This is a genomic window from Micromonospora arida (assembly GCF_003857035.1).
In the GTDB taxonomy this organism is placed as follows: Bacteria; Actinomycetota; Actinomycetes; order Mycobacteriales; family Micromonosporaceae; genus Micromonospora; species Micromonospora arida.
In genome coordinates, this window is the sequence record NZ_QGSY01000294.1 from 1 (window position 1) to 15431 (window position 15431).

Consider the following 15431-nt stretch of genomic DNA (forward strand, 5'->3'; position numbering starts at 1 on the left):
GGTTCGCCGGGCTCCGTCGGGTCGGTTTCCGGTCGTGGTCGGGGCGGCCCGCCGCCGGGGCTCGCTGCGGACCCATCAACGGGAGAGTTGGCTGGTCGGGCAGGTGGCGGCAAGCCATCGGGCGAGCTGATGGGCGACACGAAGGGACGATACACGTCGATTGGCTGACGGTGGGGCCTTGATCGGCGTTTCGTCCACGGTGGTACGGACACCGGGGTGATCGGCGGTCGCCGGCGGATATTTGCGTGGAGGGCTGTCGGACCCGGCGGTTAGGGTCGGGCGGTGACTTCGGGGCAACCACTGATTCAGGCTCGTGGGCTGGTGAAGCGGTTCGGCGATTTCACCGCTGTGGACGGCATCGACGTCGAGGTTCGCCCGGGTGAGGCGTTCGGCTTCCTCGGGCCCAACGGCGCGGGCAAGTCGTCGACCATGCGGATGGTCGGCTGCATCTCTCCACCCAGCGGCGGTGAGCTGCGCATCCTCGACATGGATCCGGTGGCTGACGGGCCGGCGATCCGGGCGCGTCTCGGGGTGTGCCCCCAGCTGGACAATCTCGATCCGGAGCTGACCGTCCGGGAAAACCTGACCGTCTACGCCCGCTACTTCGGCATCTCTCGCCGGGCGGCCCGGGAGCGCGCCGCCGAGCTGCTCGACTTCGTCCAGCTCACCGAGCGCGCCGACAGCAAGGTCGAGCCGCTGTCCGGTGGCATGAAGCGTCGGCTGACCATCGCCCGCGCGCTGGTGAACGATCCGGAGATCGTGCTGCTCGACGAGCCGACCACCGGGCTGGACCCGCAGGCCCGGCACCTGGTGTGGGAGCGGCTGTTCCGGCTCAAGCAGCAGGGCGTCACGTTGGTGCTCACCACGCACTACATGGACGAGGCCGAGCAGCTCTGCGACCGCCTGGTGGTGATGGACGGCGGCCGGATCGTCGCGGAGGGCTCGCCCCGTGAGCTGATCGAGCAGCACTCGACCCGTGAGGTGGTCGAGCTGCGCTTCGCCGCCGAGTCGCAGGACCCGTTCGCCGGCAAGCTCGACGGGCTGGGGGAGCGGGTCGAGGTGTTGCCCGACCGGGTCCTGCTCTACGTGCCCGACGGCGACGCGGCGGTCGCCGAGGTCACCGCGTTGGGGCTCCAGCCGGCGAACGTGCTGGTCCGGCGCAGCGGCCTGGAGGATGTCTTCCTGCACCTGACCGGCCGCACCCTGGTCGACTGACGGGCCAAGAGGATCGTTGACGGCTCAGCCCTGCGACATTTCCGGCGTATGACCCCGGGCCCCCGTTTGATCGACTCGGCTTCCTGGAAGTCGGGGTGATACGGCGGAGCGGACAGCCCGATTTCCTGAAGCCCGAGTCGATCAGGGAGCTGGAGCTTGGGAGCGCCGGGCCTCGGGCGGGGCCCTGAAGACTGGGTGGAACGCGTGCGACAAGTCGACAGGGGCGTCGTAGGGTGACCGACGGCCTGTCGTAACCCGGGGGAGTTTCATGTCTGATCTGGTGACCACCAACCGACGTCAGGCCGGGCTCACCGCCCTCTATCTGGGCATCTTCGCGATGGTCTGGTTCAGTGTGCCGGCGGCGGAGCAGCCGCTGCGCGCCCTGCTCGTAATGGGCAGCCTCGTCGCACTGTTCACCGCCGTGCTGGGCGGTGTGCTGTCCGCCCGACTGCGGGGTGCCGGCAGCCCTCGGGACCGGGCCGCCGACCGCCCGTACCTGCTCATCGTCCTGGCCGAGTTCGCCGCCGCCGGGCTGGGTGCCGCCGTGCTGGTCGCGGCCAACTGGTCCGAGTACGTGCCGGTGCTGGTCTGCCTGGTGGTCGGTCTGCACTTCTTCCCGCTCGCCCCGCTCCTGCGGGATCCGCTGCTCCGTCCGCTGGGTGTCGCGCTGTGCCTGGTGGCGGTGGTGGGTCTCGTCACCGGCCTCGCCTCGGCGGTCTCGGCCGGGCTGGTGGTCGGCGTCGGCGCGGGAGTGCTGCTGCTCGGTTACGCCGTGCAGGCGCTGATCCGCGCGTACCGACCGGCCTGACCGGCTGGCGACGAGCGCCGCTCAACGGGCTCTGGCCCACGTGATGAATCGGTCGGTCAACCGGTCCTGACCGGCCTGGCCGGGGAGGTCCCCGGTCGCCTCGTACAGCAACGTGGCGAGGTAGATGAGCAGGCCGATCCGGTCCTCTCGGTACTCGCCCAGCAGTGCCAGGCGGGCCGGTGAGCAGGGCCACGCCGTGCCGCAGACCCGGCAGCGCCAGGACGGGCGTGCCGCTACGTGTGGGCGGTACCGCGGCATCAGTGCCCGCCGCCGTGATGAGCCGAGCAGGTCAGTCGCACGAGGGAACCTCCATCGGGTGGGTGGGAGCGCCCCGGATCGGGGGTCACGGGGCGCTCCCGGCCTGGTTCCGCCCGCCGTCTGGATCCCGTGAGCGGTTCCGCTGCGTGACAGTCTGGTGAGGAACCGACTACGGTGGGAGGTTCCGCACGCCGACGACCAGCGCGTACGGCAATCGGCCCGGCTCGGTACGGGAATGTACGGGGGTTGTCCGTGGAGAGTTCGTCCATGCTGGAGCACTTCGCCGAGGAACTGCGACTGGCCCGGGCCGTCAGTGGGATGTCACAGACGGCGCTGGCCGAGGCGTTGAGCTATTCCGGGGCGTTGGTCGCCAAGGTGGAGACATCGGAGCGCCGGCCGAGTCTGGACTTCGCCCGCCGATGTGACGCCGTGTTCGGGGCCGACGGTCGGTTCGAACGCATCCAGCGGCGGATCAGCCGGGAGGCCGTGGTGCCGTGGTTTCGCGACTGGGCCGGCATCGAGCAGGAGACCACCGCGCTGCGCTCGTTCGAGCCGCTCTACGTGCCGGGTCTGGTGCAGACCGAGGGTTACGCCCGCGCCATCCTGGCCGGTGCCGGGCTCTTCGCGGCGGACGAGGTCGAGCAGCAGGTGACCGCCCGGCTCGACCGGCAGGGCATGCTCACCCGGGACCGGCCACCGCTGCTCAGCCTGGTCGTCGACGAGTACGCGCTGCGCCGCCACGTCGGCGGGGCGGAGGTGATGCGCGAGCAGTTGCGGCACCTCGTGAAGCTCGGCTCGGCCCTGCCCCGGGTCCGAATCCAGGTCGTGCCGCTGTCGGCAGGTGCGTACGCTGGGCTCGATGGTCCTTTCGTGATCGCCACCACAGCCACCGGTGAGGACGTCGTCTACCTGGACGGGCAGCGCCACGGGCAGGTCATCGACCGCGCCGAGTACGTCCGGCAGATGGTCGAGGTGTGGGAGTCGATCCGCGGTGAGGCACTATCGCAGCAGCAGTCCCTCGACCTGATCGCGGAAGTGGCGGAGACATGGAGCTGACCGGCGCCCGGTGGCGCAAGAGCACCCGCAGCAACGGCAGCGGCGGCAACTGTGTGGAGGTTGCCGGCAACCTGCCTGGGCTGGTGGCCGTCCGCGACTCCAAGGACCCGACCGGCCCCGTGCTGCTCTTCCCGCCTGACGCGTGGCGCGCGTTCGTCGGGTCCGACTCCGTCCGCCGGTAGCTGGCGCTTAGTCTCCGGCTGCTTGATCGGCCGTCCCTTCCCATCGAGTCATGTGCCGATCGGCGACCCTCTCTGGTCACCGCACTGGCGGCCGCTCGGCCTAGATCCACTCGGCTTTCAGGAAATCGGGGCATCGGGGCGGCTCTGACACCGCGACTTCCTGAAAACCGAGTCGATCAACGAGCGGACCCGCGCGACGCGGCGACCCGCGCGACCCGGCGAAACCCGGGCGACACGTCGGCGGGGTCGTCGTAGGGTGACCGGCGGTCTGTCGTACCCCGGGGGTAGACAGGTCGTGGTGGACGGCGCGGTGGGCGGGGTGATCGGGTGAGTGTGACGGGATCGGCGCGGTTCCCATGGGTGCCGGCGTATGCGGTGTTCGAGCACTACCTGGTGGGTCTGCGGCGCACCTGGCGCGCCGGGGTGTTCTCCTCGTTCCTGCTGCCGGTGCTGACCGTCCTCGGGTTCGGGGTGGGCGTCGGTGCCTACATCGACCAGGGCGTCGGCGGGGTGCGTTACCTCGACTGGCTGGTCCCCGGGCTGATCGCCTCGACCGCGCTCCAGGTGACCGTCGGCGACTCGACCTGGCCGGTCTTCAGCAACTTCCAGTGGGTCAAGACCTACTTCGCGCAGGGCGCGTCGCCGCTGCGGGTGGGTGACATCGTGGCCGGGCACCTGGCCTTCGTGCTGTTCCGGGTGCTCACCACGATTGTGGCGTTCCTGCTGGTCACCGGGCTGTTCGGGGCGTTGCGGTCGCCGTGGGCGGTGGCCACCCTGCCGGTGGTGGCGTTGCTCGTGCTGGCCGTCGCCGCGCCGACCTTCGCGTACGCCGCGTCGGTGTCGAGAGACAGTTGGCTGGCGATGCTGTTCCGGTTCGCGGTCATCCCGATGACGCTCTTCGCCGGGGTGTTCTTTCCGGTCGAGTCGTTGCCCGAGGCGCTGCGCTGGCTGGCGTACGCGACACCGTTGTGGCACGCCGTGGACCTGTGCCGCGCGGCCACGCTCGGCGTCGCCCCACAGTGGTCGATCGTCGGGCACCTGCTCTACCTGGCCGCCTGGGCGGTCGCCGGCTGGTTGCTGGCGGTGCGCGCGTTCCGTCGCAAGCTCGTCGTCTGAAGAGCAACTCGTCGTCTGAAGAGCAAGCAGAGAGGGTGTCGTGGTCACGCTGATCCTGCCCCGGCTGGTCGACGTCTCCGCCGCGTCCCGGCGGTCGGCGTCGGTGATCGGGCGCAACGTCGCGGCGCTGAAGTCGGTCTACTGGCTGCTGCTGCTCTCCGGCTTCGTGGAGCCGCTGCTCTACCTGCTCTCCATCGGGGTGGGCGTCGGCGCGCTGGTCGGCGACCTGCCGCTGCCCGACGGGCGGCTGGTCTCGTACGCCGAGTTCGTGGCCCCGGCGATGCTGGCCTCCTCGGCGATGACCGGGGCGCTCGCGGAGACCACCTTCAACTTCTTCGGCAAGATGAAGTACATGAAGCTGTACGACGGGATGATCGCCACCCCGGTACGGCCGTTCGAGATCGCCGTCGGCGAGTTGGGTTGGGCGATGCTGCGGGGCAGCGCCTACTCGGCGGCGTTCCTCGGGGTGATGGTCGCTCTGGATCTGACCAGCATCGGCCGCGCGTTGGCCGCCCTACCGGCTGCGGTGCTGGTCGGGTTCGCGTTCGGGGCGCTCGGCATGGCGATCTCCACCTTCATGCGCAGCTGGCAGGACTTCGACCTGATGGGCTCCGCACAGTTCACGCTCTTCCTCTTCTCCGGCACCTTCGTGCCGGCGCAGGCCTACCCGACTTTGCTGCACTGGCTGGTCGAGGTCACCCCGCTGTACCGGTCGGTGCACCTGATCCGTGGGGTCGCGCTGGGCGGCGGTGGCTGGGTCTGGGTGCTCGACGTTCTCTACCTGCTGGCGATGCTGGCGGTCGGCCTGTACGTGGCCTCGCGCCGGATGGGCAGGTTGCTCTACAGGTAGGGGTTATGTGCGCGCGTTCACGGGGCATGTCCGGAGGTGACACCACCGACGAAGAGGAGGGGCGATGGCCTCGGACGAGTCTTCCGCCCAACGGGAGCGGGAGCATGATCCCGCGAACGCGCCGGTCGGGCCCGACGCCGGGCCGGACAGCCCCACCGATCTGCCCGGCAGCGGCTGGAAGGCGGCGCTGCGCCGGACGGTCCGCGAATTCCAGGACGACAGCCTGACCGACTGGGCCGCGGCACTGACCTACTACGGGGTGCTGTCGATCTTCCCCGGCCTGCTGGTGCTGATCTCGATCCTCGGCCTGCTCGGCGAGAGTGCTACCAAGGGCGTCAAGGACACCGTCAACCAGGCGGTGCCGAACGACAGCATCCAGAAGATCATCGAGGATGCGATCACTACCGCCCAGCAGAACGGTGGCCTGGCCAGCATCGCGGCGATCATCGGTCTGTTGGCCGCGTTCTGGTCCGCCTCCGGTTACATCGGCGCGTTCATGCGCGCCTCGAACACCATCTACGACGTGCCGGAGGGGCGGCCGATCTGGAAGACGCTCCCGATCCGGCTCGGCGTGACCGCGGTGGTCGGGGTGTTGCTGCTGGTCAGCGCGGTGATCGTGGTCTTCACTGGGCGTCTCGCCGAATCGGTCGGTGACGTGATCGGGTTGGGCTCGACGGCGGTCGCGGTGTGGGACATCGCGAAGTGGCCGGTGCTGCTGATCCTGGTCAGCCTGATGTTCGCGATCCTCTACTGGGCCTCACCGAACGCGCGGCACGGCGGCTTCCGCTGGGTCAGCCCGGGCGGGGTGCTGGCCGTGGTGATCTGGTTGGTGATCTCCGGCCTGTTCGCCTTCTACGTGAGCAACTTCGGCTCGTACAACAAGACGTACGGGGCGCTGGCCGGCGTGATCATCTTCCTGGTCTGGCTCTGGCTGAGCAACATCGCGATCCTGCTGGGGGCCGAGTTCGACGCCGAGTTGGAGCGGGGCCGCGCCATCGAGGCGGGTCACGACGTCGACGACGAGCCGTACGTCGAGCTGCGCGACGACCGCAAGCTCCGCAAGAAGCGAAATTCTGCCGGCCGTCGCTGACGGCCCCGCGCCAATCGCCCCGCCACCGAGGATCGGCTGGCGGGGCGTTTGCGTGTCCGTCGATGGAACTGCTGGCGAGGGGACGCGGGCGGTCCGTGATCCTTTCCTTGATCGACTAGTAGCTTTTGTTCTTTCGGACAAAAGTTGGTCTCGGAACGGCTGAAGCTCTGGACAGGCGGCGTGGAACGCTCTTACTGTGTCGGACACAACACATCGACATTGCGTCGATGTGAACGCTGCCAAAGAAGAGGGGGCACCCGGGTGCGCACCGTCGACCCCCTACACGTGCGCCTGTTGCGCCTGCTCCGCGACGAGGGCGCCGTGTCCCGGGCCGAGCTGGGCGACCGGCTCCAGATGCCGCGTCCGCGCATGCTGGCCGAGCTTGACCGCCTGGTCGCGCTGGGCTACGTCGCCGAGGCAGGGCTGGCCGCATCTCGAGGCGGACGTCGCTCGACGCTTGTCGAGCTGAACCCGAAGCTGCGCTTCGCCGCCGTCGACCTCGGCGCCAGTTCGATAGACGTCGAGGTGGTCAACGGCCGCCTCGAACCGGTGGCCCACTACGCCGAGGCAGCCGACATCCGCAACGGCCCGAAGGTGACCCTGCAACGGGTGAACGAGTTGCTGCACAAGGCCCAGGTCGACGGCGCGTACGAGCGACTGGACGCGGTCGGCGTCGGCGTACCCGGCCCGGTCAGCTTCCGCGACGGCGTTCCGGTCTCACCACCGATCATGCCGGGCTGGGACCGGTTCCCGGTGCGTGAGCTGCTCAGCCGGGAGCACGGCTGCCCGGCGGTGGTCGACAACGACGTCAACATCATGGCGATCGGCGAGCGGCACGGTGGGGTCGCCCACTCGGTGGACGACTTCCTCTTCGTGAAGATCGGCACCGGCATCGGGTGCGGCATCTACCTCACCGGCGAGGTCTACCGGGGCACCGACGGATGTGCCGGCGACATAGGGCACATCCAGGTCGACTCGCACGGTCCGATGTGTTCCTGCGGCAACGTCGGCTGCCTGGAGGCGCTGTTCAGCGGCGCCGCGCTGGCCAAGGACGCCGCAGCCGCCGCCCGCAGTGGCACGTCGCCGGCGCTGGCCGAGCGGCTGGCGCTGCGCGGTGTCGTCACCGCGCTGGACGTCGCCGAGGGCGCCGTCGAGGGCGACGTGACCTGCATCCAGTTGATCCGGGACGGCGGACGGCGGGTCGGTGGAGTGCTCGCCGGCCTGGTCAGCTTCACCAACCCGTCCATGATCGTGATCGGCGGCGGGCTGGCCCAGCTGGGCCACATCCTGCTCGCCGAGATCCGCAGTGTGGTCTACCGCCGGTCACTGCCGTTGGCCACCGGCAACCTTCCTGTCGTCCTGTCCGAGCTGGGCGGCCGTGCCGGCGTCGCCGGCGCGGCGGTGCTCGCGAGCGACGTCGCGTTCGGGGAAGCATCGTGAGCGCGAGGAGTGAGCCGGGTTTGCGAGCCCCGCAGTCGCGAACAGCGGCCGGCATCGTGAGCGCGAGGAGTGAGCCGGGTTTGCGAGCCCCGCAGTCGCGAACAGCGGCCGGCATCGTGAGCGCGAGGAGCGAGCCGGGTTTGCGAGCCCCGCAGTCGCGAACAGCGGCCGGCACAGTGAAGCTGTTCGAGATTCCGTCGTGAGCGAGGAGGAGACTGTGGCTCTGCCCGAGGATGACCCCGCCACCGCGTCGGCTGAGGCCGTCGCCGAGGCGCCGCTGGTCGAGGCTCCCGCCGACACCGTCGCGGGCGAGGTGGTCCTGCGCCTCACCGACCTGGTGAAGACCTTCCCCGGCGTACGCGCGCTCGACGGCGTGCAGCTGGAGGTGCGTGCCGGCGAGGTGCACTGCCTGCTCGGGCAGAACGGCGCGGGCAAGTCCACCCTCATCAAGGTGCTCGCCGGGGTGCACCAACCTGATTCCGGGCAGGTCGAGTGGCGCGGTGAGCCGGCCACGTTCGCCAACCCGCAGGCCGCCATGAAGGCGGGCATCGCCACGATCTACCAGGAGCTCGACCTCGTCGAGGATCTGTCGGTGGCGGAGAACGCGTTCCTCGGGCACGAGTACCGCAGCTTCGGTTTCGTCCGGCGCGGCCGGATGGCCCGGCACACCCGCCAGATCCTCAGCCGGCTCGGCCACGGTGAGATTCCGCCCGGGCGGATGGTCCGGTCCCTGCCGGCGGCCGGCAAGCAGATCGTCAGCATGGCGCGGGCGCTGTCGCACGAGGCCCGACTGATCATCATGGACGAGCCGAGCGCGGTGCTTGCCCATGACGAGGTCGGCAACCTGTTCCGGATCATCCGGGAGCTGACCGCGCAGGGCATCGCCGTCATCTACATCTCCCACCGTTTGGAGGAGATCCGCGAGATCGGCGACCGGGTCACCGTACTCAAGGACGGCCGGACCACGGCGGCGAACCTGCCGGCGCGCGACACCCCGACCCGCGACCTGGTGAGCCGGATGACCGGCCGCACCATCGAGTACGTCTTCCCGGACCGGCCGACCGACGACTCCGCAGGTGCCGACCTGCTCCAGGTGGAGGGGTTGACCCGCACCGGCGAGTTCGCCGACGTGTCGCTGAACGTGCGCGCCGGGGAGATCGTGGGCATCGCGGGGCTGGTCGGCTCCGGTCGTTCCGAACTGTTGGAGACGATCTACGGTGCTCGCCTCCCGGAGGCCGGCACGGTGCGGATGGACGGAAAGGTCCTGCGTCCCGGCGTCGGCGCGGCGGTTCGCGCCGGCATGGGAATGGCCCCAGAGGAACGCAAGAGCCAGGCGCTGCTGCTCGGCGAGCCGATCTACCGCAACGTCACGCTTGCCACCTTCGGCCGGTACGCGCGACTCGGCTTCACCAACGCCGCCAAGGAACGCGCCGAGGCGGACCGGATCGCGGAGACCCTGGAGCTGCGGCCCCGGGACGTCGACCGGCCGGTACGCACGCTGTCCGGCGGCAACCAGCAGAAGGTGGTGGTCGGGCGTTGGCTGCTCGGCGGCACCAAGTTGCTGCTTCTCGACGAGCCGACCCGGGGCGTGGACGTGGGCGCCCGAGCCGAGCTCTACCAGGTCATCCGGGCATTGGCCGCTCAGGGCGTGGGGGTGCTGCTGGTCTCCAGCGAGGTGCCCGAGGTGCTGGGTCTGGCCGATCGGGTGCTGGTGATGCGGGAAGGGCGGGTCGTCCGCGAAGCCGCGGCCGGCGAACTCGACGAGAACACTGTGCTTGACCTCGTGATGGCGGGGTCCTTGATGGAAGGCGCACCGGCATGAGCGACGCGACTCCCACTCCTACCGCGACACCGGAGCGCCCGCAGCTTCCGGCGCAGTCGCCTCCGGCGGATCCGGCGGAGACGGCGGTGGCCAGCGATAAAGCAGGATCCGGGGGCAAGCTCTCCTGGTGGCGGGGTGACGGTGGCGACGGCGCCAAGCGCAACCTCGGTCTGATCGGGGTGCTGGCCGCGCTCATCGTGGTCGGCGCTGTCACCAAGCCCGACCTGTACGGCGACCCGAACTGGGTCTGGAACAACGTCCTGGCCATTCTCCAGTTGGCCTCGGTCGTCGGCGTGGTCACGGTCGGGATGACCTTCGTGATCATCGGTGGTGGCATCGACCTGTCGGTCGGCGCGATCGTCGCGCTGGCCGGGGTCTGGTGCACCACTGTGGCCACCCAGAGCTACGGCGCCGGCGGCATGATCTTCACCGCCCTCGCGGTCGGCGTCTGCGTCGGCCTCGTCAACGGTGTGCTCATCTCGTACGGACGGCTGGTCCCCTTCATCGCGACGCTCGCGATGCTGGTCGCCGCGCGAGGGCTCGCGGCATCGATCTCCAACAAGCAGACCCAGGTGTCGAGCAGCACCTTCATCAACGACATCGCCGCGCGCAAGGTGATCGGGATCCCGATCCTGGTCTACATCCTCGGCGCGGTCGTGCTGGCCGGTTGGGTAGTGCTCAACCGCACGACCTTCGGCCGGCGGACCATCGCCGTCGGCGGCAACCCGGAGGCGGCCCGGCTGGCCGGTATCAACGTCCGGCGGCACACCATGCTGCTCTACGCGCTCTCCGGTCTGTGCTGCGGTATCGCCGCCATCATGCTCACCTCGCAGGCGACCTCGGCGCAGGCGGCGATGGCCAACCTGTACGAGTTGGACGCGATCGCCGCGGCGATCATCGGCGGGACGCTGCTCAGCGGCGGCCGGGGCACGATCGTCGGCTCGCTGCTCGGCGTCATCATCTTCGCCACCATCACGAACCTCTTCGCCATCAACGGCCTCTCCATCGAGGCGCAGAACATGGTCAAGGGCGGCATCATCGTCGCCGCCGTCCTGGTCCAGCAGTTCCAGTTCAAGTCCGTCACTCGGCTCCTCGCGCGGAACAGGGTCACCACCGCAACCTGACGCACCGCACCGTTGTCCTGGCGACGTCGAGAAAGTTCGACGGTGGCCGGGCCTCGCACACCCTCAATAAGTCACATCCCGCTCCCAGGAGGTCATTCATGACCCAGCACAGTCGCGACCTGTCGCGCCGCCGGTTGCTCTTCGGTGGAGCCGCAGTGGGCGCTGCCACCCTCCTCACCGCCTGCACCAGCAACGAGACCCCGGCCGCCAGCACCCAGACCAAGGCCGCCGGAAACAGTGAGGGCAACAACGCCCCGGGCAAGAAGGTCGTCATCGGCTTCTCCGCCCCGGCCGCCGACCACGGCTGGATGGGCGCGATCCACGCCAACGCCAAGGCGCAGGCGGCGGCCTACTCGGACGTGGAGTTCAAGGAGGTCGACGGTGGGTCGAACTCCGAGGCCCAGCGCTCCACGCTCGGCACGCTGATCGCCCAGAAGCCGGACATCATCGTCGTGCTGCCGCACGACGGCAAGGAGGTCAACGCGGTTGCCCTCCAGGCCATGCAGGCGGGCATCCCGATCGTGAACCTCGACCGGGCGTTCCCCGACGCGCTGGCCTCGCGGCTGGTCATCAAGGGCGACAACTACGGCATGGGCGTCTCGGCCGGTCACTTCATCGGCAAGATGCTCAAGGACAAGGGCGTCGCCAACCCGGTCATCGGTGAGATCGCCGGCCTGGAGATCCCGCTGACCGTCGAGCGCAGCGAAGGCTTCAAGGCCGCCCTGGCGACCTACGGGTTCACGGTGAAGAACCGTCGTTCGGCCGAGTTCACCTCGGACAGCGGCCAGCGTGAGGCGTCCCAGCTGCTCCAGGCGCTGCCGAAGATCGACGCGATCTGGAACCACGACGACGACCAGGGCATCGGTGTGCTCGCTGCCATCAAGCAGGCCAACCGGTCGGAGTTCTTCATGGTCGGCGGCGCGGGCTCCAAGCTCGCGATCGACGCGATCAAGGCCGACAACAGCGTGCTGAAGGCCACCGTCACCTACAACCCGTCGATGGCCTCCTCGGCGGTCTCGCTCGCGCGGCTCATCGCGCAGGGTCGGGGCCTGGGCGACCTGACGGAGCTGCAGGTGCCCAAGGAACTGACCCTGGCCTCGGAGACGATCACCAAGGAGAACGCGAGCAGCTACGACAAGCTCGGGTTCTGACATACCGGGGGGAGACCCACCTTGTCCACGACAGACAAAGAACTGCGGGTCGGCATGGTCGGCTACGCGTTCATGGGCGCCGCGCACTCACAGGCGTGGCGCACCGTGAACCGCGTCTTCGACCTGCCGGCGCGGGCCCGGATGGCGTTGATCTGCGGCCGAGACACAGCGAAGGTGGCTGACGCCGCCGACACACTCGGCTGGGACGCGTACACCACCGACTGGCGTGATCTGATCAACCGGGACGACATCGACGTTGTCGACATCTGCACCCCGGGCGACAGCCACGCCGAGATCGCTCTCGCCGCGTTGGCCGCAGGCAAGCACGTTCTGTGCGAAAAGCCGTTGGCCAACTCGGTGGAGGAGGCACTGGCGATGACCGCTGCGGCGGACGTCGCCCGGGCCGCCGGAGTGCGGTCGATGTGCGGGTTCAACTACCGCCGGGTCCCCGCGGTCACGATGATGCGCCAGTTGGTCGCCGACGGACGGCTCGGGGTGATTCGACACGTCCGTGCGACGTACCTGCAGGACTGGATCGTGGACCCGCAGTTCCCGCTGGTCTGGCGGTTGCAGAAGGACAGGGCGGGCTCCGGCGCGCTCGGTGACATCGGTGCGCACATCATCGACCTGACCCAGTTCGTCACGGGTCAGCGGATCAGCGGCGTCAGCGCGGTCACCGAGACCTTCGTCAAGGAGCGGCCGTTGCCGGCCGAGTCGAGCGGTCTGGCGGCCTCGGTGGACGGCCACTCGGCGCCCACCGGGACTGTCACCGTCGACGACGCCGCGGTCTTCGTGGCCCGGCTCGACGGTGGCGCCCTGGCCACGTACGAGGCGAGCCGGTTCGCGACCGGCCGTAAGAACGCGCTGCGCGTCGAGATCAACGGCTCGCTGGGCAGTGTGGTCTTCGACCTGGAGCGCCTCAACGAGCTGGAGTTCTACGACGCGACCCGCCCGGCCGTGGAGCAGGGCTTCAGCCGCATCCTGGTGACCGAGGGCGAGCACCCGTACATGTCGGCGTGGTGGCCCCCGGGCCACATCATCGGCTACGAGCACTCGTTCACGCACGAGATGCGCGATTTCATCGAGGCGGTCGCCACCGGTGTCGACCCGACTCCCTCCTTCGCCGACGCGTTGCAGGTCCAGCTGGTGCTGGACGCGGTGGCCCGCTCGGCGGAGCTCGGCTCCTCCTGGGCCGAGGTGGAACCGACGCTGACCGCGGCGACCGTCTGACCATCGACCATCCGCGACGGCGGTGTTCGCACCGCCGTCGCCCGACCGGCTTTCCGAAGCCGACCGGCGAGGGACCAGCCACGGATTGCGCCCCGTGGCCGGGACAGAGGCCGGCTTCGGAGAGCGTGCAGCCGGGCCGCACGGCCCGGTGGCGCACGAGCAGGACGGTCGTCCGGTGCGACCGGACCGGGATTCCCCGGCCGCACCGGAGGACCGCCACCACCGGTGACCTCCGGAGGACCTGATGACACCGCCCGCCGCCGCCCCCACCCGTACCGCACCCGCTCGCCGGTTCCCGGCGGATCGTGGTTCGGTCGGTGTTCCGGTGGGCGCGGCGGCCTGAGACGCCCGGCCGGGGCATGCCAATGCCCCGATCGGCCGGATGCGGGGGAGGCAGGGTCGAGACGCCGACCCGACCCTGCCTGCCAGCCCCGTCTGCTCGCACCTGCCGGGATCCGGTCCGGCGTCGTCGCCGCCGACGCCGACGTCGGAAGCCGGTGCTGTTCCGGTGCGGGGCGAGCGGACGGGGCCCATCCACCCGGCCCGAAACTTTCCGAAACAGGGCCGTATCTTTCCGAAACATATTCTGATATTCCTATATTTAGCGGTACCGACGGTTCCTCGTGAATGGGGAAGGAGCACCATGCGAACAGGTGTCTGGCTGGTAGGAGCGCGCGGTTCCGTCGCGACCACCAGCATCGTCGGGGGGCTCGCGCTGCGGGCCGGCCTGGCCGGGCCCACCGGCTGCGTCACCGAGCTTCCCCAACTGCGCGGCCCGGCCCTGCCGGCCTTCGCCGACCTGGTCTTCGGCGGACACGACCTGGCCACCACCCCACTGTGCAAGCGTGCCGAGGCCCTCGCAGACGCCGGTGTCATCCCCTGGCGACTGGTCGCCGCGCTCCGCGACGAGCTGGGCGTGGTCGAGCAGGAGTTGCGCCCCGCACCGGTCGGCGACACCCAGGCCGACCGCGCCGAGGCCGTGGTCCGTGACCTGACCAGCTTCCGCGAGCGGCACGAGCTGGACCGGGTGGTGGTGGTCAACGTCTCCGCCACCGAGCCGGCCCCTCGACCGCACCCCGCACACGCCGACCCGGCCGCGCTACGCGCCGCCCTCGACGGTCCGGACGAGGTGCTGCCGGTCAGCTCCCTCTACGCGTACGCCGCAGTGCTCGCCAGCTGCCCGTACGTCGACTTCACCCCGTCCACCGGGCTGCGGCTGCCGGCGCTGGCCGCGCTGGCCGAGGAGGCCCGGCTGCCGTACGCCGGGCACGACGGCAAGACCGGGGAGACCCTGGTCAAGTCGGTGCTCGCGCCGATGTTCGCGATGCGCAACCTGGCCGTGGGCTCCTGGTCCGGGGTCAACCTGCTCGGCGGTGGCGACGGCGCCACCCTCGCCGACCCGGCCGCGAACGCGGCGAAGGTGCAGAGCAAGCAGCGGGTGCTCGGCGAGACACTGGGCTACGTCCCGCAGGGCGGCACCCGCATCGAGTACGTCGAGGAGCTGGGCGACTTCAAGACCGCCTGGGATCTGATCACCTTCAGCGGATTCCTCGGCACCGGCATGCGGATGGAGTTCACCTGGCACGGCTGCGATTCGGCGCTGGCCGCGCCGCTGGTGCTCGACCTGGCCCGACTCACCGCCGCCGCGCACGCTGCCGGGCAGGTGGGGCCGCTGGCCGACCTGGGCTTCTTCTTCAAGGACCCGCTGGGCGCGCCCACCCACTCGCTGGGCGAGCAGTGGGCCCGGCTGACAGCCTTCGCCCGGCACCTGCACGACGGCGGGGACGGTGATCATGACAACGTTGGCTGATCTTGCCGAGCTGGTCCGGGCGCCGGCCGCGCTCTCGGTGCCCGGTGACGTGATCGCCGGGGCCGCGGCGGCGGGCGCGTTGAGCCCACGTACCCCGGCTCTGGCCGGCGCATCGGTGCTGCTCTACTGGGCCGGCATGGCCGCCAACGACTGGGCCGACCGAGGTCTGGACGCCGAGGAACGGCCCGAGCGGCCGATCCCGAGCGGGCGGGTCACCCCGGCCGCCGCGGTCGGTCTCGCGGCGGGCCTCACGGCCGCCGGCGTGGGCCTGGCCGCCGC

General features: G+C 70.0%; 15 protein-coding genes. 14 read left to right on the top strand and 1 reads right to left on the bottom strand.

Going from position 1 to position 15431, the window contains the following annotated elements; genetic code table 11:
• The first annotated feature begins 282 nt into the window (after positions 1-282).
• Both DLJ58_RS29620 and DLJ58_RS29625 read left to right on the top strand, forming a co-directional pair.
• Complete coding sequence (locus DLJ58_RS29620) at positions 283-1215, top strand: ABC transporter ATP-binding protein (protein WP_124861267.1); 933 nt, start codon at positions 283-285, stop codon at positions 1213-1215.
• Between the two features lie 268 nt (positions 1216-1483).
• The gene (locus DLJ58_RS29625) at positions 1484-2023 is read left to right on the top strand and encodes a hypothetical protein (protein WP_124861269.1); all 540 of its coding nucleotides are present in this window, start codon (positions 1484-1486) and stop codon (positions 2021-2023) included.
• 21 nt (positions 2024-2044) lie between these two features.
• Here the strand turns inward: DLJ58_RS29625 and DLJ58_RS29630 are convergent, their stop codons facing one another.
• Complete coding sequence (locus DLJ58_RS29630; protein WP_124861271.1) at positions 2045-2281, bottom strand: flavin reductase; 237 nt, start codon at positions 2279-2281, stop codon at positions 2045-2047.
• Between the two features lie 267 nt (positions 2282-2548).
• On the opposite strand from DLJ58_RS29630, the gene DLJ58_RS29635 reads away from it, so the two are divergent.
• From DLJ58_RS29635 to DLJ58_RS29690, 12 genes are all read left to right on the top strand, one after another.
• On the top strand, positions 2549-3337 hold the full coding sequence (locus tag DLJ58_RS29635; RefSeq protein ID WP_124861273.1) for a helix-turn-helix domain-containing protein: 789 nt from the start codon (positions 2549-2551) through the stop codon (positions 3335-3337).
• Positions 3328-3519: a DUF397 domain-containing protein gene (locus DLJ58_RS29640; RefSeq protein WP_124861275.1), complete on the top strand. Its 192-nt coding sequence runs from the start codon at positions 3328-3330 to the stop codon at positions 3517-3519. The genes DLJ58_RS29635 and DLJ58_RS29640 overlap by 10 nt, the downstream gene beginning before the upstream one ends.
• A gap of 327 nt (positions 3520-3846) precedes the next feature.
• Positions 3847-4635, top strand: coding sequence for an ABC transporter permease (locus DLJ58_RS29645; protein WP_124861277.1), 789 nt, complete (start codon positions 3847-3849; stop codon positions 4633-4635).
• A gap of 40 nt (positions 4636-4675) precedes the next feature.
• A complete protein-coding gene (locus DLJ58_RS29650) occupies positions 4676-5485 on the top strand; it encodes an ABC transporter permease (RefSeq protein ID WP_124861279.1) in 810 nt (269 codons plus the stop codon).
• Between the two features lie 64 nt (positions 5486-5549).
• Positions 5550-6575 carry a YihY/virulence factor BrkB family protein gene (locus DLJ58_RS29655; protein WP_124861281.1) on the top strand — a complete coding sequence of 342 codons (1026 nt, stop codon included), beginning with the start codon at positions 5550-5552 and terminating at the stop codon, positions 6573-6575.
• A gap of 261 nt (positions 6576-6836) precedes the next feature.
• Positions 6837-8015, top strand: coding sequence for an ROK family transcriptional regulator (locus DLJ58_RS29660; protein WP_124861283.1), 1179 nt, complete (start codon positions 6837-6839; stop codon positions 8013-8015).
• A 313-nt stretch (positions 8016-8328) separates the two neighbouring features.
• Positions 8329-9837, top strand: a complete 1509-nt coding sequence (locus DLJ58_RS29665; protein WP_208741410.1) for a sugar ABC transporter ATP-binding protein — start codon at positions 8329-8331, stop codon at positions 9835-9837.
• On the top strand, positions 9834-10961 hold the full coding sequence (locus tag DLJ58_RS29670) for an ABC transporter permease (protein ID WP_124861285.1): 1128 nt from the start codon (positions 9834-9836) through the stop codon (positions 10959-10961). Before DLJ58_RS29665 ends, DLJ58_RS29670 begins: the two co-directional genes overlap by 4 nt.
• Positions 10962-11059: 98 nt before the next feature.
• On the top strand, positions 11060-12112 hold the full coding sequence (locus DLJ58_RS29675) for a substrate-binding domain-containing protein (protein WP_124861287.1): 1053 nt from the start codon (positions 11060-11062) through the stop codon (positions 12110-12112).
• Positions 12113-12166: 54 nt separating this feature from the next.
• Positions 12167-13342: a Gfo/Idh/MocA family protein gene (locus DLJ58_RS29680; RefSeq protein ID WP_386996035.1), complete on the top strand. Its 1176-nt coding sequence runs from the start codon at positions 12167-12169 to the stop codon at positions 13340-13342.
• A 643-nt stretch (positions 13343-13985) separates the two neighbouring features.
• Positions 13986-15152 (top strand): inositol-3-phosphate synthase, encoded by a 1167-nt coding sequence (locus DLJ58_RS29685; protein ID WP_124861291.1) that lies wholly within the window; start codon positions 13986-13988, stop codon positions 15150-15152.
• A partial coding sequence (locus DLJ58_RS29690; RefSeq protein ID WP_167493753.1) for a UbiA family prenyltransferase occupies positions 15136-15431 on the top strand: 296 nt, incomplete at its 3' end. The genes DLJ58_RS29685 and DLJ58_RS29690, both read left to right, overlap by 17 nt.

What these genes read in the sequence shown, in the direction of transcription:
- DLJ58_RS29675 (WP_124861287.1), top strand. Translation starts at nt 11,060, where the DNA reads ATGACCCAGCACAGTCGCGACCTGTCGCGCCGCCGGTTGCTCTTCGGT.
- DLJ58_RS29635 (WP_124861273.1), top strand. Translation starts at nt 2,549, where the DNA reads ATGCTGGAGCACTTCGCCGAGGAACTGCGACTGGCCCGGGCCGTCAGT.
- DLJ58_RS29670 (WP_124861285.1), top strand. Translation starts at nt 9,834, where the DNA reads ATGAGCGACGCGACTCCCACTCCTACCGCGACACCGGAGCGCCCGCAG.
- DLJ58_RS29655 (WP_124861281.1), top strand. Translation starts at nt 5,550, where the DNA reads ATGGCCTCGGACGAGTCTTCCGCCCAACGGGAGCGGGAGCATGATCCC.
- DLJ58_RS29630 (WP_124861271.1), bottom strand. Translation starts at nt 2,281, where the DNA reads ATGCCGCGGTACCGCCCACACGTAGCGGCACGCCCGTCCTGGCGCTGC.
- DLJ58_RS29680 (WP_386996035.1), top strand. Translation starts at nt 12,167, where the DNA reads ATGGTCGGCTACGCGTTCATGGGCGCCGCGCACTCACAGGCGTGGCGC.
- DLJ58_RS29685 (WP_124861291.1), top strand. Translation starts at nt 13,986, where the DNA reads ATGCGAACAGGTGTCTGGCTGGTAGGAGCGCGCGGTTCCGTCGCGACC.
- DLJ58_RS29625 (WP_124861269.1), top strand. Translation starts at nt 1,484, where the DNA reads ATGTCTGATCTGGTGACCACCAACCGACGTCAGGCCGGGCTCACCGCC.
- DLJ58_RS29640 (WP_124861275.1), top strand. Translation starts at nt 3,328, where the DNA reads ATGGAGCTGACCGGCGCCCGGTGGCGCAAGAGCACCCGCAGCAACGGC.